Origin of the sequence: Streptomyces sp. GESEQ-4 (assembly GCF_017948455.1) — a bacterium.
GTDB lineage: Bacteria > Actinomycetota > Actinomycetes > Streptomycetales > Streptomycetaceae > Streptomyces.
Map to the genome: position 1 here is coordinate 16,870 of NZ_JAFFSU010000029.1, position 20,494 is coordinate 37,363.

Here is a 20,494-nt window from a genome sequence, read left to right on the forward strand (position 1 = left end):
CCCAATCCACTGCCCCGTAACAGTTTTCGGGCAGGGGGGATGTGCGTCGATAGTGACACGGGGCCGCCCGCCCGCCAAGAGTGCCAGAAAGTGACGTGGGTCACTTCGGGCGGGGTGGAGCCGCATGCGTTGATTTCGCCGCGCCGAGCCGAAAAGAAATCACTGCCCCGGCGATGCCTTCGGTGATGCCGGCTCCGGTCCATGCCCCGGCCCTCTTTCGTTCGGATCGATACCGCACAAAGCGGGTGTGTTTTCGGCAGGTGCCGGCATCCGGCGGCCCGAATACGCGGCCGCCCCGGCCCGGCGCCGTGACGGGCCCGGGGCGTTTCAGTGCCGGGCCGTCACCGGGCGGCGCGCCGGCGCCGTGACGGGCCCGGGGCGGCGCCGCTGGGCGATCTGGGTGAGCTCCTCGATGTCGAACTCCGAGGGGCAGTGCGGTGCGCCGTAGCGAGTGATCTTCCCGCGGCTCACCCACTTCCGGATGGTCGCCTCGGACACCCCCACGGCGAGCGCGGCCACATTCGTGGGAACGAGCCTGTGACGTGGCGGTTTCATCATGCGTCGACACCCTTTCGCTGCTGCTCCATGAGCTGCCTCAAGTTCAGCCATTCATGCATTTCCCATGAATGCCCGGCGGAGCACTCTATGCTTCTCCGTGTATTTACGCTGCTCTTCGGAAAGGCGCTGATCGTCCCGCCGCAGTTGTCCATCACGCACTTGAGGATCAGTGTGTGGAGGCTGCCGGTGTCGGGATCCATCGCACTGCTCAATTCAGTGACGAGGCCCTCGATCTCGTCTGCGAAGTCGGCCGCGGGAGGCTGGGACGCGAGCCACTGAAGGTGCCGTGCAAGAAACCGGGCCAGCTGCGGCACGGAACGCTCCGGAGCGGCAGTCGAGAGCTTTTCGACGACCATTTCCGACCAGGACTCGAGCGTGGCGAGGATGTTGTACCGGGCGTCGAGCACCGAGAAGTTCAAATGATCCCGCCTGCGGCTGCCCGACACTTTCGTGGGGTTGACCCGCCGGGATGTCGTCGATACCTGGTGCAGGCACTCCTGGTGGAGCCCGGGAATGGTACGCAGATTGCGTTCCGTCTGGCTGATGCACGGCACGCAGAGAAAGTACCCGGTGGCGGCGCTGCTTTCATGGGTGTGTTTTCTGAGGCACGGGTGAACCATTGAATCTCCTTCAGGGGGCGGCTCGCCCTCCGTTTTCCGCCCCGCCGGAACGGCCGTCGGCAATTCCGGCGTGTGTCTGTTCCGCATGCGCAGCCGATCGCGGCAGCAGGGGAACTCAAGGTCCCTTTCCACGTCCCGATCACGTCGGCGTGATCGTGGCCCGGGAAAGGTCCGGTGACGCTTTTCGACGAACGTACGGACCCGTGCTGGAGTCCCGATACAGCCCCGTTCGCGGCCCGGCGGAGATGGATTCGCGGACGCCCCGAGTACGCCGGCCCCGCTCCTCGAGCCGGTCTCCATCCAGGTCCGAGCCCTGATTGAGCGCCTGCCCCCACGGTGGCGGAGGAAGGAGGCACTGTGGACGGTACGCATGGAGGCGAACGCGCAGTCAGCGTCGGAGGCACCTCAGGGCCGCCCGTGACGGCGGCCGGTCAGTATGCCCCGCACGATCCGATATCGGCGCACTTGGAGGTCTGCCTCGTCGGCGCAGGACCGCGGGGCCTTTCCGTCCTGGAACGGCTCTGCGCGCAAGAACGCAAGTCGCCCCGCTGGGACACCGTCACCGTGCACGTCGTCGACCCGGACCCCCCGGGCTCGGGACGGGTGTGGCGCCCTACCCAGTCCCGGCACCTGCTGATGAACACCGTGTCCTGCCAGGTCACGGTCTACACCGACGCCAGCGTCCGCATCGACGGCCCGCTGGCCGAGGGGCCGAGCCTGTACGAGTGGGCCAAGGCCCTGGTCTCGCACACCCTCGAGGCCACCCCGCAGGCCGGCTACGACGACGGCGTCCTGGCCGAGGCGCGCCGGCTGGGCCCCGACACCTACCCCACCCGCGCCCTGTACGGCTGCTATCTGACGTGGGCGTTCCAGCAGGTCGTCGCGGACGCCGCCGCGCACGTGAGGGTGCGCACGCACCCGGTGCGCGCCGTCGCCCTCGAGGACGACGGCGCCGGCGCCGGGGGCGGGCAGGCGGGGCCGCAGACCGTCGTACTCGAGGACGGCACCCGGCTGGCCGGCCTGTCCGCGGTCGTCCTGGCCCAGGGCCACGTACCGGTGCAGCCCTCGGACACCGAGCGGGAGCTGACCCGATACGCCGAAGCGAGCGGGCTGACCTACCTGGCCCCGTCCAACCCGGCCGACGTAGACCTGTCGGGCATCCGGCCCGGCGAGCCGGTGCTGCTGCGCGGACTGGGGCTCAACTTCTTCGACTACCTGGCCCTGTTCACCCACGGCCGGGGCGGCGTCTTCACCCGCACCGGCGGCCGGCTGGTCTACCGGCCCTCGGGCCGCGAGCCGCGCCTGTACGCGGGTTCGAGGCGCGGTGTGCCCTACCAGGCGCGCGGCGAGAACGAGAAGGGCGCCCACGGCCGCTACTACCCGCGGCTGCTGACCGCCGACTACATCAAGGCGCTGCGCGCCCGGACCCCCGACAGCGCGGCCATCGACTTCGCCGCCGACCTGTGGCCGCTCATCTCCAAGGAGGTGTGCGGTGTCTACTACGCGGCCCTGCTCGCGGCCCGCGGCGAACTGCCCGACCTCATCGACGACTTCACCGAGGACTACCTGGAGGCCGAACCGGGCCGGGAGGAGGACGCGCTCCTGGACGCGGCCGGGATCAAGGCCGCCGACCGCTGGGACTGGCAGCGCATCGCACGCCCCTACGGCAGCCGCGTCTTTTGCGACCAGGCCGCCTTCCGCGGCTGGCTGCGCGGCCATCTCGACGACGATGTCCGCCTGGCCCGCCAGGGCAACGTCAGCGGACCGGTCAAGGCCGCCCTCGACGTCCTGCGGGACCTGCGCAACGAGCTGCGGCTCGCCATCGACCACGCCGGCCTGACCGCCGCCTCCCACCGCGACGACCTCGACGGCTGGTACACACCGCTCAACGCCTATCTGTCCATCGGCCCCCCGGCCTCCCGCATCGAGGAGATGGCCGCGCTCATGGACGCCGGCATCCTCGACGTGACCGGCCCCGGCCTGCGCGTCACCGCCGACCCGCACGACCCGCTCGGCCCCTGCTTCACCGGGACGTCGAGCGAGATACCGGACGTGGCCGTGCGGGCCACCGTCCTCATCGAGGCCCGCCTGCCCGAGATCGACCTGAGGCGCACCGCGGACCCGCTGATGAGCGAGCTGCTGCGCACCGGGCAGTGCCGCCCGTACCGCATTCCCGGCGGCGCGGACGGCACGGACTACGAGACCGGTGGCCTGGCCGTGTCCGAGCGGCCCTACCACCTGATCGACGCCCGCGGCGTCCCGCATCCGCGGCGCTTCGCCTACGGGGTGCCCACCGAGTCCGTGCACTGGGTGACCGCCGCGGGGATCAGGCCCGGCGTCGGCTCGGTCACCCTCGAGGACTCCGACGCCATCGCCGCGGCGGTCCTCGCCGTGGACCAACTGCCCGCTCCTTGCGGGCAGTTGGACACTCTGGCGGCGGAGCGCACAGCCGTGGCCGCCGTCGCGGCGCCGAGCGTGAAGGCAGGCGCATGAGCGTGGTGCACGCATCCGCGCCCACGGGAAACCTGTCCGCCCATCTGGACGCCGGGCTGCTCTCACCGGTGCGGGCGGGCACCCCCGTCGAGGCGGCCGTGGGCGACAGCGCCTGGCTGCAGGCGATGCTCGACGCGGAGGCGGCCCTGGCCCGCGCCCAGGCCCGCTGCGGCACGGTGCCCGCGCACGCGGCCCGCGTCATCACGGCCGCCGCCCGCGCCGAGCTGCTGGACGTCCGTGAACTGGCGCTGGCCGCGCGGGAGACCGCGAACCCGGTGGTGGGCCTGGTCAAGGCGCTGACCGCGGTGGTCGCCGAGCGGTCCGAGCAGGCCGCCGAGTATGTGCACCGCGGCTCGACCAGCCAGGACGTCTTCGACACCGGGGCGATGCTGGTGGCCGCGCGGGCGCTGCGTCTGATCGTCGCGGACCTGCGGGCCGTGGCCGCCGCGCTGGCCGGCCTCGCGGCCGCGCACCGGGACACCGTGATGGCGGGCCGCACCCTGGCCCTGCACGCCGTGCCCACCACCTTCGGCCTCAAGGCGGCCGGGTGGCACCGGCTGGTCCTGGACGCCGCCGAGCGCCTCGAACGCATCGCCCACGGCGGGCTTCCGGTGTCGCTCGGCGGCGCGGCCGGAACCCTGGCCGGCTATCTGCAGTACGCGGGACCGGACGCGGACCCCGCGGCCGTCCTGGACGACCTGGGCGCCGCCTTCGCCGACGAGACGGGCCTGGCCGCCCCCCTCCTGCCCTGGCACGCCCTGCGCACCCCCGTCGCCGACCTGGGGGCCGCACTCGCCCACACGGCCGGGGCCCTTGGCAAGTTCGCCGCGGATGTGCTGGTGCTCACCCGTACCGAGGTCGGTGAAGTGGCCGAGCCCGCCGTCGCCGGACGGGGCGCCTCGTCGGCGATGCCGCACAAGCGCAACCCCGTGCTCGCGACCCTGATCCGCTCGGCCGGCCTGCAAGTGCCCGCCCTGGCCACCGTACTGATGCAGTGTCTGCCCACCGAGGACGAGCGCTCGGCGGGGATGTGGCACGCGGAGTGGCAGCCGCTGCGCGAGGCCCTGCGGCTGACCGGCGGCGCCGCGCACACGGCCGTCGAACTCGCCCGAGGGCTCACCGTCCACCCGCAGCGGATGCGCGCCAACCTCGCGGCGACCGGCGGGCAGCTCGTCTCCGAGCGCGTCTCGGCCGTCCTGGCGCCGCGCCTGGGCAAGACGGCCGCCAGGGAACTGCTCACCCAGGCCTCGGTGCTCGCCTCCCGCACCGGCCTGCCGCTGGCCGACGTGCTGGCCGGCCTGCCGCAGCTGGCCGGGGTGCTCAGCCGCGAGGAGGCGGCCGCCCTGCTCGACCCGGCCGGCTACACCGGCGCCGCCGGCGAGCTGGTGGACCGCGCACTGGGCGCACCGGGCACGGCCCGGCCCCCGGCGCCCTGACCGGCGGCCGGCCCGCAGGCGTCCGGCGCGCACCGGCCGGCCCGGTGCCTGCCCGACGTGCAGCACCGCCCGGCGCGGTGCCCGCCGTATGCCTCGGGGCGGGCGGGCTGTGAGGGCCCGTCCGCGCCGGTGTGCCGACCGCTCCGGCCGGTGCCCACGGCGGCCGGCGTCGTACGCACCGGCCGGCCCGGTGCGTGGGCGAACCTGCTCCACGGGCGGGCACCTGCGCGCTCGTGCGCGGGCCGCGGCGCGGCGACCGCGGCGGCCGGTGTCCACAGCGGCCGGCGTCGTCGGCACCGGCCGGCCCGGTGCGTGGGCGAGCCTGCTCCACGGCACGGGCATCCGCGGGCCCGTCCGCGCTGGTCCGGCCGCCCCGGACCGCCCGCCCGTGCGGCACCTTGCCCGGCGCCCCCGCTCGAGTCCTCCTCGCGGCTGCCTCGAAGGCCGCTCGAGGCGCCGCCGAACCCGGCCGCGCGGGCCGCCGCGCGCCGCATGATGCAACCACAACGCACAGGGGAGGCGGCCGAGTTGGAACGGGACGCACGTGTTGTCGAGGGGGGCGGCGGCCACGGCCACGCCGTGGTGATCGGCTCGAGCCTGGCGGGGCTCACCGCGGCGCGGGCCCTGGCCAACTTCATGGACCACGTCACCGTGATCGAGCGCGACTGGCTGCCCACCGGAGCGGGCCGCCGCCGCGGCGTACCCCAGGCACGGCACACCCACAGCCTCATGACCGCCGCCCACCAGGGCCTGGAGGAACTGTTCCCCGGCATCCGCGGTGACCTCACCCGCGCCGGAGCCGTCCACGTCCGCATCCCCAAGGACATGCTGCTGCTCGGCCCGGCCGGCTGGCTGCCCCGCTTCGACGCGGGCCTGTCGATGTACAGCGCCGGCCGCGACCTCATCGACGCGGCCATACGCGCCCGGCTGCGCGCCGACCCCAGGGTGACCTTCCTGCCGCAGCACGAGGTCGTCGCCCTGCAGGGCGGCCGCCAGGACACCGTCACCGGCGTGTGGGCACGCGGCCGGGACCGCACGGCCCCGGGCGGCTGGACGCCCCGGCGCCTGCTGCCGGCCGAGTTCGTGGTGGACGCCTCCGGACACGGCTCCCGCGCCCCGCAATGGCTCGCCGAGCTCGGCTACGACCCGCCTACCGAATCCGTGGCCGGCGCCAAGACCGCGTACGCCACCACCCTGTTCGCGCCGCCGGTCGGCCACGTCGCCGACTTCACGAGCCTGCTGCTCATGGCCGCGCCCGGCGACCCGCGCCAGGGCATGCTGCACCCCGTCGAAGGCGGCCGCTGGTCGGTGTCGCTGAGCACCGGCGACGGCACACCGCCGCCCACCAGCCACGCGGCACTGGTGCGCGCCGCAGGCAACCTGCGCCACCCGCTGCTGCGCGACCTCATCGAGGCGGCCACCCCGCTCGGCCCCGTCTACGGCTGCAGCCGCACCGGGCAGCGCTGGCGCCACTACGAGAAGCTGCGCCGCTGGCCCGACCAGTTCCTCGTGGTCGGCGACGCCCTCGCCACCCTCGACCCGGCCCACGGCCACGGCATGACCCTCGCCGTGCAGGGCGCTCTCGTCCTGGACCACCTGCTCGCCGCGCACGGCACCGCGGTCGGCATCAGCCACCGCCTGCGCCGGGCCCTGGCCCACCGCCTCGCCCCCGCCTGGCAGTCAAGCGCCCGCACCCTGGGCCCGGCGGACCCCGGCCAGGACCCGCCGGCCCACCTGCGCGCCCGGCTCGGCCGGCGCTACGCCTCCCGGCTCGCCGCCGCCGCGACCACCGACCAGCACGCGGCGGCCCTGCTGCTCCACCTGCACCAGAGCCTCGCCCCGCCCGCCGCCCTGCGCCCGCGCGCGCTGCGGGCGGCGCTGCGCCCCCGCGGCGAGGTGCCGCCCGCGACGCCGCCCAGCGTCACCCACGGCCCCCAGGCACGCCCGCGCCGTCCCGCCACCCCGGCCACACCCGCCCCCGCCGCCGGGAGGCCGGCAGCGGCCGTGAGCACGCCGCGCGTACGCCGCTTTTGAGCCGTCTGGCGCGTCGGCGCCGTCGCGGGCCGACAAAGCACGGTCATACGCTCGCCGCATGGCAGAGGTGAAGCAACTATCCGGCATGGAAGCTCACTTGAGCGACCACGAGCGATCGCCCACCACCCAACGGACTGAAAAACCGGGCCTGTTGCACACCGGGAAGGCCGGCCCGTCCCCGCACCCCCCACAACTCGCTCAAGAAGCAGTTGAGTTGCCACTTGAGTATGACTTGAGCGCGGTTGTTCGGCCCGGTCGCCCGTGGATAGCGTTTCACCCGCTCCAGGGCACGGGCCCGCTGACGCCGCGCAGGCCGCCCCCGCCCCCGGCCGTTCACCGGCCGGACGGGGTGTGCCTGTGACGGCCGAGCGGCGGGGGGAGGGCGCGCGGGTATGAGCACGACCGAAAGGGCGCCGCACACGGGGCGCACCACACCGCCGGCAGGCGAGCGCATCGCCGACTGGACGGACTCGCGGCTCGGGATCTACAACTTCCGGTTCCTGATCCGCAAGGTCTTTCCCGACCACTGGTCGTTCATGTTCGGCGAGATAGCGCTCTACAGCTTCATCATCCTGATCCTCACCGGTACCTGGCTCACCATGTTCTTCGACCCGAGCATGACCGAGACCGTCTACCACGGATCACACGAAGCGCTGCACGGCATCCCGATGTCCCAGGCCTACGCCTCCACCCTGCGCATCAGCTTCGACGTGCGCGGCGGCCTGTTCATCCGCCAGCTGCACCACTGGTCGGCGCTGATCATGATCGGTGCGCTCTGTCTGCACACGCTGCGGCACTTTTTGACCGGATCGTTCCGCAAGCCGCGCGAGGCCAACTGGCTGATCGGCTTCACGCTGCTCGTGCTGGTCACCCTGGAGGGCTTCGTCGGGTACTCGCTCCCCGACGACCTGCTCTCCGGCACCGGCCTGCGCATCGCCGAAGGCGTCACGCTCGCCATCCCGGTGGTCGGGACCTATCTGACGCTGTTCCTGTTCGGCGGCGAATACCCGGGACACGACATCATCCCCCGGCTCTACAGCTTCCACATCCTGCTGATCCCGGGCATCATCGTCGCCCTGGTCACCGTCCACCTGATCTACGTCTTCTACCACAAGCACACCCAGTTCCGGGGACCGGGCCGCACCGAGAAGAACGTCGTCGGCGCGCCCCTGGTGCCGGTGTACACGGCCAAGGCCGGCGGGTTCTTCTTCCTCGTCTCCGGCGCGCTCGCGCTGATGGCCGGCATCGCCCAGATCAACCCCGTGTGGACCTACGGCCCCTACCGCGCCGACCAGATCTCCCAGGGCTCCCAGCCCGACTGGTACATGGGCTTCCTCGAGGGCGCCCTGCGGGCCATGCCCGCCTGGGAGTTCGTCATCCCGGGCGGCTACACCGTCAACATGGGCGTCCTGCTGCCGGCCGTCATCCTGCCCACCGTCATGATGGCGGTGATCGCCCTGTGGCCGTTCCTGGAAGCCTGGGTCACCGGCGACAGACGCGAACACCACCTGTTGGACCGCCCCCGCGACCACCCCACCCGCACCGCGTTCGGCTGCGCCTTCGTCGCCCTCTACCTGGTGCTGTTCTTCGGCGGCGCCAACGACGTCCTGGCCGAAACCTTCCAGCTGTCCCTGAACCAGATCACCTGGGCGGTACGGATCGGATTCTTCGTCGTCCCGGCACTGACGTACGTCCTCACCCGGCGGATCTGCCTCGGCCTGCAACGCCGCGACCGCGACAAGCTCCTGCACGGCCGCGAGACCGGAAAGATCAGAAGGCTGCCGCACGGCGAGTTCGTCGAGGTCCACGCCCCCCTCGACCGCCCGCATGCCTACACCCTGCTGTCCAAGGAGGTGCGCGAGATCGCGCCGGCCCCCGCACCGGAGAACGGCGGCGTGCCCAACCCCAAGGCCCGCAAGGAGATGCTGCGCCACCGGCTCAGCCGCTGGCTGTACGGCAACCAGATCCCGCAGCCGACACCGCAGGAAATGCGGCACGCCCTGGAACACTCCGGCCACTCGCCCGGCGGACACGCCTCGTCCAACGGACACGGCTCGTCCAACGGACACGGCCCGTCGGCAGGCGGGCCCCTTCAAACCGGCAGGCAGGCCGCCGGCGAGGAGCGGGAGGCGGACCAGGAACCGCACTGACCCGGTCTGCGACGCACAGGACCGGGCCGATACGGCGGCGCGGGTGATCAGGGGACGGTCACCCGCGCCGCCGTCGTTTCACCGCCGGCCCTGCCGCCGGTTGCCCTCGTCCCGGCGGCCCATGCCCCAGCATCCACGGAGGCCCGATGAGCCCCACCCCATGGCGCCGGGACGGACCCCGCGCCGCATCCATCACCCGGGCACGCACCGGCCTGACGCAGGATCTGCGCGTGCGCCAGCGCCGCTACATCGTGGCGATGCTGGTGCGCACCGCCTGTGTGGTCGTGATGGCCCTCACCTGGAACCGCTGGCCCGCCGTCGGCGTCTGCGCCCTCGTCGGCGGGGTCGTCATCCCCTACGTCGCCGTGGTGGCCGCCCAGGCCGGGTGGCGCCAGCAGCGCGGCGTGAGGCCCGCGCTGACGCCGGCCGGCGACGAGCCCCACGCCCGCGTCGTCCTGGAACCCACCCTGATCCTGCCGCCGGAACGCAACACGGCGGGCTGAGCGGGCACGCGCCGGGGCGCCGGAAGGGGCTGGGGCGTCGGGGGTGGTGCCGGGGGCTTGCGGCGGCGGATCCGGTGCCGTCCGACCCTCCACCGCACCCGGCTGCCACCGCAGCGCCCCGTGCGGGGCCGGCCGCACCGTCCCGCCCAGCTGCGGGCATTCGTGCCGCCTGGGGCGATGGGGAGGGTGGGCGCAGGCGGCACCCCGTCAGCGCCGGGCTGCGCGACCCACCCGGGCAGCCACCCCACGCACGGCTACACCCCGTCCAGCGCAGCCAACGCCCGCCGGCCTCGGCGACGCCGCCGTCCGGGCGCACCCGCCGTCCCGCACCGCCGCCCAACGTCACCGGGGCCGCGGCATCCGCGGGCACCGTGCCTGGTCCGTCAAAAACCGCCTGCCGGAGCACTGGTGCTCCGGCAGGCGGTGCAGGTCCACGCGCAGCGGCGGTCAGTGCGGTGCCTTCACCGCGGCCCGGTTGTGCCAGGGGCGGCACACCGCCAGGAAACAGACCAACGCGGCCAGTGCGCTGCCCAGTTGGACCGAGGCCATCGGCACCGCCGTCTGCTTGCCCGCGATCCCGACGAGCGAGGAGGCGACCGCTCCCATGAAGAAGCACGACGTGCCGACCAGCGCGGAGGCGGAACCCGCGGCGTGCGGGGTGCGCATCAGCGCGAGCGCGTTGGTGTTGGGCAGGATCAGGCCCAGCGAGGAGATCATGACGAAGAGGCAGGCGGCGATCGGCACCGTACCCGCGTCGCCGAAGGCGCCCTGCGTCACCAGCAGCAGCGCCGCCCCGGCCAGGGCGAGCACCGCCAGTCCGCACCCGAGCGTCTTGTCCAGGCGGACCCGGCCGACGAGGATCTTGCCGTTGATCTGGCCGACGATCATCAGGCCGAGCGAGTTGAGGCCGAAGAGCAGGGAGAAGGTCTGCGGGGACGCCCCGTAGATGTCCTGGATCACGAACGGTGAGGCGGCGATGTAGGAGAACAGCGCTCCGTAGGCGAAGCCGTTGGTCAGCAGGTACCCGGTGAAGATCCGGTCGGCGCACAGCCCGTGCATGATCCACAGGGCCGCGCGCACCCCGCCGCTCTGCCGCCGCTCCGCAGGCAGGGTCTCCGGCAGCCGGCGCCAGACCAGCAGGGTGAGCGCGATGCCGATCACGGCGAGGACGAGGAAGATGCCGCGCCAGTTGGTGACGTGCAGGACCTGTCCGCCGAGGACGGGCGCGACGATCGGGGCGATGCTGGATATCAGCAGCAGCGTGGAGAAGAACCGGGCCATGGCCAGGCCGTCGTAGAGGTCGCGCACGACGGCCCGGGCGATGACGATCCCGGCCGCCCCCGCCAGGCCCTGCAGCAGCCTGAAGACGATGAGCACCTCGGCGGTGGGCGCGAAGGCGCACATCGTGGCGGCGACGATATAGACGAGCAGCCCGGCCAGCAAAGGCCTGCGCCGTCCCCACCTATCGCTCATCGGGCCGACCACGAGCTGCCCGAGCGCCATGCCGACCAGGCACGCGGTGAGGGTCAGCTGGACGGTCGTGGCGGTCGAGCCCAGCGTGCGGGTGACCTCCGGCAGGGCCGGGAGGTACATGTCCATCGACATCGGCGGCACGGCGGCGAGGGCGCCGAGGATGAACGTGACCAGGAGACCGGTCCGGCGCAGCGCCGGGCCCCCGTCGGCCGTATCGCGTCCCTTCGCCGGGGACGGCGCCCCGTGGGATCGCTTACGTCCGGCGGTGGCTTCCTCGGCTTGCTGGGACATGCGCCCTCCGCGTCCAGTCGTTGCATGGATAGGGCCGATGCTCTCAACAGGGCGCTACAGAACCGGCAGGGCAGCGGTGGCGCAGGGGAAATCGACTCGGGCGCCACTTGAGCCCAACTCGGCGTGACCCACGTCACTTTGGGGCGGTCTTGGCGCGGAGCGTGCGCCCGTGTCACTATTTCAGCACGCCCTCCCTGCCCAAAAACTGTTCTGGGGCAGTGGATTGAGCATCGTATCCACCGTTCTGCACGGGTGAGACCGACGTCCGTGCCAGGTGGCGGCACAGGTTCCCTCTCGCATCAAATCCCCACGCGCTGTGGCGCTTTGCGTCCTCCGGCTTGCCTGAGTGCGCAAGCGCCGCCGGCGCTGGTCCGGCATGCCCTGGGCCGCGCCTGCTGCCCAAGTGATCGCGGTGGTCGGCACGTTCTGTGCGGTGCGGCCTGCCCGCGGCCGCCCGCACCCCACCTCCGCCGTAACGACCTGACGAGAACCGCTTCGGAAGCTGTGCGCGGATTGTGCACGCACAGAAGGCAGACTCTCGAGAAATGAGACCCCAGATATGCCAAGGCTATGCAAGCCCGCGGTGAGCGCGCCGGAACACGTCATCACGATGGAAGAGACGCTGGAGTTCGCCCAACAAGCTCATGCAGGAAAGCCGCAGCTTCCTCTGGCGCTCCGGCTGATCCGGAACACGGGGGTGCTGAAGCGGCATATCGTGCAGCCCATCGAGCAGACACTGCGCCACCCGGGGCTGACCGAACGCAACCGCATCTACGAGGCCGAATCCAAGAAGTGGTGCCCCCCGGTCATCGAAGACGCCCTCAAGAACGCCGACGTGGCGGCCCGTGACATCGACGCCATCATCTACGTGTCGTGCACCGGGTTCCTGATGCCGTCGCTGACCGCATGGCTGATCAACAGGATGGGATTCCGCTCCGACACCCGGCAGATACCCATCGCCCAGCTGGGGTGCGCGGCGGGCGGCGCGGCGGTCAACCGCGCCCACGACTTCTGCGCGGCCCACCCGGGAAGCAACGTCCTGATCGTCAGTTGCGAGCTGTGCTCGCTGTGCTACCAGCCCGACGCCGACGACATCGGCTCGCTGCTGTCCGACGGCCTGTTCGGCGACGCGGTCGCGGCCGCCGTGGTGCGCGGCAGCGGCGGCGTCGGCATCGAACTGGAGCGCAACGCCTCCTACCTCATTCCGCACACCGAGGACTGGATCTCCTACGCGGTGCGCGACACCGGCTTCCACTTCCAGCTGGACCGGCGGGTGCCCGGCACGATGGAGCCGCTGGCCCCGGTGCTGCGGGAGTTCGCCAAGGACCACAGCTGGGACGCCGGCAACCTCGACTTCTACATCGTCCACGCCGGCGGCCCGCGGATCCTGGACGACCTCGCCAAGTTCCTCGAGGTCGACCGCACGGTGTTCCGCCACAGCTGGTCGACCCTGACCGAATACGGCAACATCGCCAGCGCGGTCGTCTTCGACGCGGCACGCCGCCTGTTCGAAGAGGACCCCCCGGCCCCCGACGCCACCGGCCTGATCGCGGGTTTCGGTCCCGGCATCACCGCCGAGATGGCGCTGGGCCGCTGGAGCGTCGACGCACCGGGCGAATTGGACTGAGCCCTGTATGACTGGTCTCATTCTCCCGCCCGGTCAGGGGCGAAAGCTGATCACCAAGGCGCAGGAAGTGACCTTCAAGGCCACCGAGGCGCACGGCTCCTCCATATCGATCTTCGAGGTGGTGGTGCCGCCCGGGTTCGATGTCGGGGCCCATGTCCACAGCGATGCGCAGGAGTTCTTCTACGTCCTTGAGGGGGAGCTGCAGCTGCTGGCCTTCGAGCCCATCACGCGCACGCAGGAGAACTGGCACGAGTGGGAGTCGCCCGAGGGGGACCGGGTCGTCCGGGCCACCGAGGGGGCCAGCATGTTCGTTCCCCCGGGGACTCCGCACGCGTTCAGGAACGCCTCTCATCAGCCGGCGCGCATGCTGTTCCAGTGTTTCCCCTCACCCATTCACGAGCTCTACTTCGACGAGATCGCCCAGATCTGGTCGGCCGGCGGGCCGCCGGACGCAGAGGCCATCGAGGAGATGCGCCGGCGCTATGACGTCAGTCAGATCACGCCGCTGCGCTTCGACCCGCCCCCTCTTCTCGATTCCCCGTCGGCAACGGAGCGCGCAGCGCAACGGAGATGAGCGACATGGACAAGATTTCCCTGGTGCACGCAAGCCTGGGGGAGCAGGAACTGGCCGCCGTCGCCGAGGTGTTCGCCTCCGGCTGGCCGGCCGGCCAGGGCCCCAAGGGCAAGGCCCTCGAGGCCCGGCTGAAGGAACGTTACGGTGCCGGTGACGCGGTCGCGGTCAGCAACTGCGGCGCCGCACTGCACCTGGCGATGCTCGCGTTCGGCGTCAAGCCGGGCGACGAAGTGATCGTCGCCGACTACACGTTCCCGGCACCCGCCCATGCGGTGCGGTACGTGGGCGCCACGCCGGTCTTCGCCGACGTACGCGCCGACACCGGCACCGTTGACCCCGAGGCGGTCGCGGACCTGGTCTCGGCGCGCACGGTGGGCATCATCGCCGTCGACACGGTCGGACTGCCCGCGGACTACACGCAGCTGCAGGCGATCGCCGACCGCCACGGGCTGTTCCTCGTCGAGGACGCCGCCTGCGCGGTGGGCGCCACCTACCAGGGGCGTGAGGCGGGCGCGCTGGCCGAGGTGGCCACTTTGTCCTTCCACGGACGCAAGGGAGCCACCAGCGGGGAGGGCGGCGCCCTGATCGCCACCGACCCGGCCATCGGGGCACACGCGCGGCAGCTCTCCTCCTTCGGCATCGGCAGCATCTACGACCAGGCGCAGGTCATCGACATGCCGATCCCTCAGTTCACCGAGATCGGCTACAACTTCAAGCTGTCCGACATCGCCGCGGCGATCCTTGAAGTGCAGCTCGGCCGGATCGAGGAACTGCTGGAGCGCCGGCGCGCCGTCGCCGCGCGCTACGCCGAACTCTTCGCCGGCGAGGAACTCCTGACGGTGCCGCACGTACCGGCGGACCGGACCCACGCCTGGCAGTCCTACCTGGTGACGCTGGATCCGGGCGTGGACCGCGCGGCGGTCGCCACCGACCTGCGTGCCCAGGGAATCGGCTGCCTGCACGGCACCTGGGCCAGCCACCTGCAGCCCGCGTTCGGGGCCAAGCAGGTGTGCCCGGTCTCGGCGGACCTCTTCCGGCGCAATCTCGGCATACCCATGCACGCCGAGCTGACCATGGACCAGGTCGAACGGGTCGTGGACGTGCTGCGTACCGCGGTGCGCACCCACCAACGGCCCGTCGGCCGCGCCGCCTAGGCCCCTGCGGCACAGGGGCGGGCCGTTGTTTCAGGCAGTTTTGACGAGCCGTCCGTACGCCCCCCCGGGGGGCCGGGCCTGTGGCCACCACAGGCCCGGCCCCCCCTTGCCCCGCATCGAGCACCGTGCGCCGTTGACCTCGCGACGTGCCCCCGAAGGAGACAGTCCCCATGAAGGGCTCCACAGCCTACAAATCGATACAGAAGCGCGGTCTGCACATCGGCCTGCTGCCGGAGATGGCCGCGGCCGTGAACCCGTCGACACCTATCAGCCTCGACCACGACCTGGACGTCCTGCCCGAGGTGGGGCGGCGCCTGACGGTGGCTCAGTACGCCGAGCACGTGGACGACCTGGCGGCCCGCCTGTGGGCGGCCGGTGTCCGGCCCGACGAGCGCGTCGTGCTCTACAAGAGGGCCAATGCCGACCACTGGATGCTCGCCGCCGCGGTGTCCCGCATCGGCGCGGTCGTGGTGAACCTGTCGCCGGCCCTGGACGCCGCGACCGTCGCCGTCCTGCTCAAGCGGGTCGGCCGGCCGACCCTGCTCACCGACGCGGCCAAGCTCGACGTCCTCGCCGAGGTGCCGCTGGAGGAGATCACCCAGCGGGTGATCTCCTCCAGCGGTCACCGGCCGGGGGCACTGCCGCTCGCCGAGCTCGCCGGGGCGCCGCGGGTCAGGCCGGTCGTCCGGCCGATCGACGAGGCCGCCGTGATCACCCACACCTCCGGCACCACCGGGATTCCCAAACTCGTGGTGCACACGCCCCGCACGCAGGGCATCCGCCTGGTACCGCAGTGGCGGCTGCTGTCCCTGATGCGGAAGAAGGAGACCGTCGCGATCCACGTGCCCTTCGTGCACTCGCGGATGGTCGCGGCGATGTCCCTGGCCCTGCTCAAGCAGTACCCGGTCCTGCTCATGCGGGAGTCGGACCCCGCCGACGTCGCCGAGCAGCTCATCGAGCACCGGCCGGCCTTCATCGAGGCGCTGCCCAACTCGCTGATGGAGTGGGAGGGGCTGGCCGAGGACCCGCGAGCGCCGTTCGGGTCGGTGAAGGTCTTCAGCAGCACCTTCGACGCGATCCACCCCGGGACGATGAGCCGGCTGCTGAAGGCCTCCGACCGGCGCGGGGCGCTGTTCTTCCAGATCTACGGGCAGAGCGAGGTCGGTCCGGCCGTCGGCCGCGCCTACTTCCGCCACTCCGCCCACAAGGCCAACGGGCGCTGCGTCGGCTGGGCCATGCCGCACGGCGCCGCGAGGATCCGCGTGGTGAGCCGGGACGGCAGGGCGCCGTCCGAGCAGAGCCCCGGCTTCATCGAGGTCGCCTGGGACGGCATCGCCAAGACCTACTTCGCCGAGCAGGACCGCTACGACACCAACCGCAACGGCCAGTGGTGGCGCACCGGCGACGTCGGCTACCGCACCCGGTTCGGCTGCCTGCACATGCTCGACCGGGAGGTCGACATGATCCCCGGGGTGCGCAGCTCCCTGGAGATCGAGGACGTCGTGCTGGGCGAGCTGAGCGAGCTGAGCGAACTGGTCGTGGTGCAGGGCCCGGACGGCGAGGCGGTCCCGGTGATCTGCACCGTCGACGACCAGCCGCTGGATGCGGGCCGCTGGCGCGCGGCCGTCGCCGGCTTCCCCCAGCTGGCCGACCCCGTCCAGATCCCGCAGGCCGAACTGCCGCGGACCGCCACCTTGAAGGTGCAGCGGCTGGCCCTGGCCCGCCGGCTCGAACAGGAGCGGGAGCGGCGGGCGTGACCCGCCACGCAGCCACCTGACTGTCCGAGGCGGCGTAGGCGGACACCCAAGGACGCCGCCGGATTCTGCTGCCGGACCGGCTGCCGCTGCCAGGGGGGAGGACCCGGTGCAACGACGGTGTGCAAAGGGCGCGGAACCGGGCCCGCGCGGGTGCGCACCCGCGCGACCCGTGCGGCGACCCCGCCGGCCGCGGCGGCGTCGCGGACACGGCGGAGCCGGCCGGCCGGTGCGTCACTGCCGGCTCGCTGCCGGTTGTCGCTCACGCCACTGAAACCGACGTGAACCGGGCGGGTTGCAGAGCCCGGGGGCCTGCCCGCGGCCTGCACGTCCTGCCCGGCCGGGCTCGCTCGTCTGCCGTTCACCGCGCCCCGCCGCACGTGCTCGACGGGCGGTCGTCGCGCTGTCCGATCCGGTCGCCTCGGGCGGCAGGCGCGTCCGGCGGGCTGTGCATCACCGGCCAACACGTGAGCCTGCACCATATGCCGAGATCGTCGCTTGGAGGAAGAATGTCGGGAACCGCTCAGCTGGCAGATCTTTATTCGGACGTCGAAGAATCGGCCCGACTCCTCGACGTGACGTGCTCGCGTGACAAGATCTGGCCCGTTCTGACCGCGTACGAGGACGTACTCCCGCAGGCTCTGATTGCTTTCCGGGTGGCGACCAACAAGCGCCATGAAGGAGAGTTCGACTGCCGTTTCACGGTTCCCACGCACGTCGATCCGTATGTCCGCGCCCGGTCCGCCGGCCTCATCACCGAGACCGGGCATCCCGTGGAACTGCTGCTCTCGGACATCGAGCAGCGATGCCCCGTCGACCTCTATGGCGTTGATTTCGGGGTCGTGGGCGGATTCAGGAAAACCTGGGTGTACTTCCCGGAGAGCGAGTATCAGAGCCTTTCGAAGCTCTGCGGCATTCCGTCGATGCCCCGCAGCCTGGCCTCAAACGCCAGTTTCTTCGCCGACCGCGGCCTGGACGACAGAGTTGACGTGATAGGGATCGACCACCACAGCAGGACGGTCAATCTGTACTTCACCGAGTTCCCGGCCGAACTCCGCGAACCGCAGGCCCTCCTGACGATGCACCGTGACATAGGAATCCCGGACCCGAGCGAACAGATGCTCAGGTTCTGCGAGAAGGCGTTCGGGTTCTACGCCACTTTGAACTGGGACACTGCGAAGATCGAGCGGATCGCCTTCAGCGTGAAGACCCAGGATCCGCTGTCGCTGCCCGCCCGGCTCGGCCCGAAGATCGAACGATTCGTCAGGAGCGTCCCGTACGGCGTAGACGACCCCAAGATGGTCTACGCGGCCATGACGAAGTCCGGCGAGGAGTACTACAAGCTCCAGTCGTACTACCGGTTCCGGCCGCGCAGCCGACTGGATCTGATGCCGTCGGCCGACGCTGCCGCAGATGCCGCGTAGCCCGGGCCGTCCCATGGAATCGGCAGTCTTTCAGTTCAGCCGGCTGGAGAATCTCCTGCGGGGCCACTCGATCCGCACGGTGACGGTGGACGGCGTCCGTGCGGAATTCGTCATGGATCCGGCCCTGGTCCACCGCATACTGGTCAAGGACAGCAAGAACTACGGAAAGGGCGAACTCTTCCAGAAGGCCAGGAACCTCAGCAGAGCGGGGCTCCTCGCGCAGGACGAGTCCGTGCACCGGCACTACCGGCGACTGGCCCATCCGCACCTGCGTACCGCGGTGGTCGCCGACTACGCCCCGGTCATGCGTGAGATCGCCCGTGCCGCGGTGACCTCGTGGCGCCCCGGGCAGGCCGTGAACATCCAGACCGAGATGTGCCGGGTCTCCGCCAAAATCGCCCTGAGTACCATGTTCCATACTCTGCCGCCGGACATGTCGGCGATCCTCGGTGAACGCCTCGCCGTGCTGTCCTGGGAAATGATCAGAAAGCCGCTCCATGGAAAAGCGGCCGCGCGATCACAGCGGCAGAGGTCGTCCGAGCGGCTCTGGCGGGCATATGAGGACTTCCGCACGCTGCTCGCCGCCTGCATAGCCGGCCAGTTGCGCTCGCCGGGCCCCGGAGGGGACTATCTGTCGGCGCTTCTGTCGGATTCCGGAAAGGACGGCACTCCCGTTCTGACGGCGGAGCAGGTCTGCGCCGAGGCGGTCATGCTGCTGACTGCGGCCACGGTCACCACGGCATCCGTGATGTCCTGGGCTCTGTATGTGATGTCCGAGGAACCCCTGATCGAAGAAAAGGTCCTCAAGGATATGGCGCAGCAGGCAGGCGGAAGCATCGCACCGGCTCACGGGCAGGGGCCGGCCAGCTATACCCTCCGGTTCCTGATGGAGATCCTGCGGCTCTACCCGCCGGTGTGGATCACGTGCCGGCAGGCCCTTACGGATGTCGTGCTGGGTGAGCGTTCATTCCCTGAGGGCACCCACATGCTGTTCAGTTCGTATCTCCTGCACAGAGATCCCGGCCGTTACCCCCACCCGCACCGGTTCGATCCGGACCGGTGGCTCTCGATCCGGCCGGCCGCGGGCGAAGCCTCATACATTCCTTTCGGGACGGGCGCGAAAGGGTGCATCGGGGAATCGTTCGCCTGGAAAGAGCTCGAAATCCTCCTGGGCGCAGTGGTACAGGAATGGCAGCTGACCGTCGAGGCCGGCAGCCGGATCCGTAAAGCGGCGGAGACCACGCTTCATCCCCGCCGCCTTCTCATGGTCCCTCAGCCGCGGTAGTTCTCCAGGCGGGGCGCACCGGAAGCAACAACCGTACGGACAAGCCGAGGAGTGTTGTCATGCCGACGCCCACCACGACGCCCACGACGCCCGCCCGGAAGGCCGAGATCGCCTCCCGGGCCTGGGCCGAGGCCTGCTCCATGGCGGGCGCGGACCCGGGCCGCGGCCACCGCCCGCCCGGTGCTCTGGCAGCAGCCGCGCTGCGGGCGCACGGCACGCTTTCGGCCGGACTGGGGCAGGGCGTCCCGCTCACCGCGCCGGGGCCGGCAGGCGGCGGGGTACGGGGGCTTGCCGCCTTCCTCGCGGTGTATGCCGCCCAGCAGGAGCTGGACGGATTGCCGCTGGAGGTGAACTCGACGCTGCTCGCGCATGAGGCAACGCACGCTTTGGTGCTCCGGACGCGAGAGGGCCACCGTGCCGCGTACGCCTGGACTGTCCCAACTACCCACGGGTGGCAGGGAAATGAGCGCCCCCGGCCGTAGCACGGGGTCACAGCCGGCCGATACCGCGTGCGGCGGCGCCTGCCGCGGGTCGCTGACCGGCCCGACGAACCAGTCAGCACGGACCGTTCGCCCACCGGCCGTCGACGGCCGGCGACGCAGCCTCACCCCGGACCGGCCCGGACGGGCCCGGTCGGCGCGGTCGGACAAGCGCGGGGCACGGCAGAGCGGCAGGACGGGCGGTCGAGCAAGACGCCACACACACCACGGCACAGCCACGGTCCGCGGCGAAGGCCCCGGGAGACGAGCCGGGCCCGGTGATCTGCGCCGTCGACGACCAGCCGCTGGATGCGGGCCGCTGGATGCGGGCCGCCGGCCCGCCACCGCCCGGTTGCCCCGGCTCGCCGCGCCCGTCCAGATCCCGCGGGCCGCGAGCTGCCCCGGACCGCCACGCTGAAGGCGCAACGCCGCGCGCCGGCCCGGCAGTTCGGGGAGCAGGTGCCGGCGTGAGCCGCGTATCGGCGCCCTGAGCGGGGGATGCCCCGGGCCGGCACGGCGCCTTCTCGGCCCGTTCGGCGGCGGGCTGTCGCTGAGCGCTCAAGGCGTACCCGACCGCTCGCCCCTTGAATGGCGGCAGACATCCCGCCGGACCCGCCGGCCCTCCGGGTCCGGGCCCGG

At 71.6% G+C, this 20,494-nt stretch carries 15 protein-coding genes; 12 read left to right on the plus strand and 3 right to left on the minus strand.

The window, feature by feature from the left end; translation table 11 throughout:
* Window positions 1-327 precede the first annotated feature (327 nt).
* Together KCH48_RS35840 and KCH48_RS35845 are read right to left on the minus strand one after the other, a co-directional pair.
* Window positions 328-558: a hypothetical protein gene (locus tag KCH48_RS35840; RefSeq protein WP_210581187.1), complete on the minus strand. Its 231-nt coding sequence runs from the start codon at window positions 556-558 to the stop codon at window positions 328-330.
* Complete coding sequence (locus KCH48_RS35845) at window positions 555-1,178, minus strand: hypothetical protein (RefSeq protein WP_210581188.1); 624 nt, start codon at window positions 1,176-1,178, stop codon at window positions 555-557. The genes KCH48_RS35840 and KCH48_RS35845 overlap by 4 nt, the downstream gene beginning before the upstream one ends.
* A 453-nt stretch (window positions 1,179-1,631) precedes the next feature.
* Between KCH48_RS35845 and KCH48_RS35850 the strand changes: the two genes are divergently transcribed.
* The 5 genes from KCH48_RS35850 to KCH48_RS35870 all read left to right on the plus strand — a co-directional run bounded on the left by KCH48_RS35850 (window position 1,632) and on the right by KCH48_RS35870 (window position 9,794).
* Complete coding sequence (locus KCH48_RS35850; protein WP_210581305.1) at window positions 1,632-3,671, plus strand: FAD/NAD(P)-binding domain-containing protein; 2,040 nt, start codon at window positions 1,632-1,634, stop codon at window positions 3,669-3,671.
* Window positions 3,668-5,107, plus strand: coding sequence for a 3-carboxy-cis,cis-muconate cycloisomerase (gene pcaB / locus KCH48_RS35855; RefSeq protein WP_210581191.1), 1,440 nt, complete (start codon window positions 3,668-3,670; stop codon window positions 5,105-5,107). The genes KCH48_RS35850 and pcaB overlap by 4 nt, the downstream gene beginning before the upstream one ends.
* 528 nt (window positions 5,108-5,635) lie before the next feature.
* Window positions 5,636-7,141, plus strand: a complete 1,506-nt coding sequence (locus KCH48_RS35860; RefSeq protein WP_210581192.1) for an NAD(P)/FAD-dependent oxidoreductase — start codon at window positions 5,636-5,638, stop codon at window positions 7,139-7,141.
* Between the two features lie 392 nt (window positions 7,142-7,533).
* Complete coding sequence (locus KCH48_RS35865) at window positions 7,534-9,291, plus strand: ubiquinol-cytochrome c reductase cytochrome b subunit (protein ID WP_210581194.1); 1,758 nt, start codon at window positions 7,534-7,536, stop codon at window positions 9,289-9,291.
* Between the two features lie 146 nt (window positions 9,292-9,437).
* On the plus strand, window positions 9,438-9,794 hold the full coding sequence (locus KCH48_RS35870; protein WP_210581196.1) for a DUF3099 domain-containing protein: 357 nt from the start codon (window positions 9,438-9,440) through the stop codon (window positions 9,792-9,794).
* A gap of 447 nt (window positions 9,795-10,241) precedes the next feature.
* Here KCH48_RS35870 and KCH48_RS35875 read toward each other — a convergent pair whose 3' ends face one another.
* A complete protein-coding gene (locus KCH48_RS35875; protein ID WP_210581198.1) occupies window positions 10,242-11,558 on the minus strand; it encodes a multidrug effflux MFS transporter in 1,317 nt (438 codons plus the stop codon).
* 559 nt (window positions 11,559-12,117) lie between these two features.
* On the opposite strand from KCH48_RS35875, the gene KCH48_RS35880 reads away from it, so the two are divergent.
* The 7 genes from KCH48_RS35880 to KCH48_RS35910 all read left to right on the plus strand — a co-directional run bounded on the left by KCH48_RS35880 (window position 12,118) and on the right by KCH48_RS35910 (window position 19,858).
* Window positions 12,118-13,185 carry a type III polyketide synthase gene (locus KCH48_RS35880; protein ID WP_210581200.1) on the plus strand — a complete coding sequence of 356 codons (1,068 nt, stop codon included), beginning with the start codon at window positions 12,118-12,120 and terminating at the stop codon, window positions 13,183-13,185.
* A gap of 7 nt (window positions 13,186-13,192) precedes the next feature.
* Window positions 13,193-13,759 (plus strand): cupin domain-containing protein, encoded by a 567-nt coding sequence (locus KCH48_RS35885; RefSeq protein WP_210581202.1) that lies wholly within the window; start codon window positions 13,193-13,195, stop codon window positions 13,757-13,759.
* A 5-nt stretch (window positions 13,760-13,764) separates the two neighbouring features.
* The gene (locus tag KCH48_RS35890) at window positions 13,765-14,913 is read left to right on the plus strand and encodes a DegT/DnrJ/EryC1/StrS aminotransferase family protein (protein WP_210581203.1); all 1,149 of its coding nucleotides are present in this window, start codon (window positions 13,765-13,767) and stop codon (window positions 14,911-14,913) included.
* Window positions 14,914-15,083: 170 nt separating this feature from the next.
* Window positions 15,084-16,670: a class I adenylate-forming enzyme family protein gene (locus KCH48_RS35895; protein ID WP_210581205.1), complete on the plus strand. Its 1,587-nt coding sequence runs from the start codon at window positions 15,084-15,086 to the stop codon at window positions 16,668-16,670.
* 464 nt (window positions 16,671-17,134) lie between these two features.
* Complete coding sequence (locus KCH48_RS35900) at window positions 17,135-18,091, plus strand: aromatic prenyltransferase (RefSeq protein ID WP_307841044.1); 957 nt, start codon at window positions 17,135-17,137, stop codon at window positions 18,089-18,091.
* Window positions 18,092-18,104: 13 nt separating this feature from the next.
* A complete protein-coding gene (locus tag KCH48_RS35905; protein ID WP_210581207.1) occupies window positions 18,105-19,376 on the plus strand; it encodes a cytochrome P450 in 1,272 nt (423 codons plus the stop codon).
* A 59-nt stretch (window positions 19,377-19,435) separates the two neighbouring features.
* Entirely contained in the window at window positions 19,436-19,858 is a 423-nt protein-coding gene (locus KCH48_RS35910; RefSeq protein WP_210581209.1) for a hypothetical protein, read from the plus strand.
* Window positions 19,859-20,494: the final 636 nt, after the last annotated feature.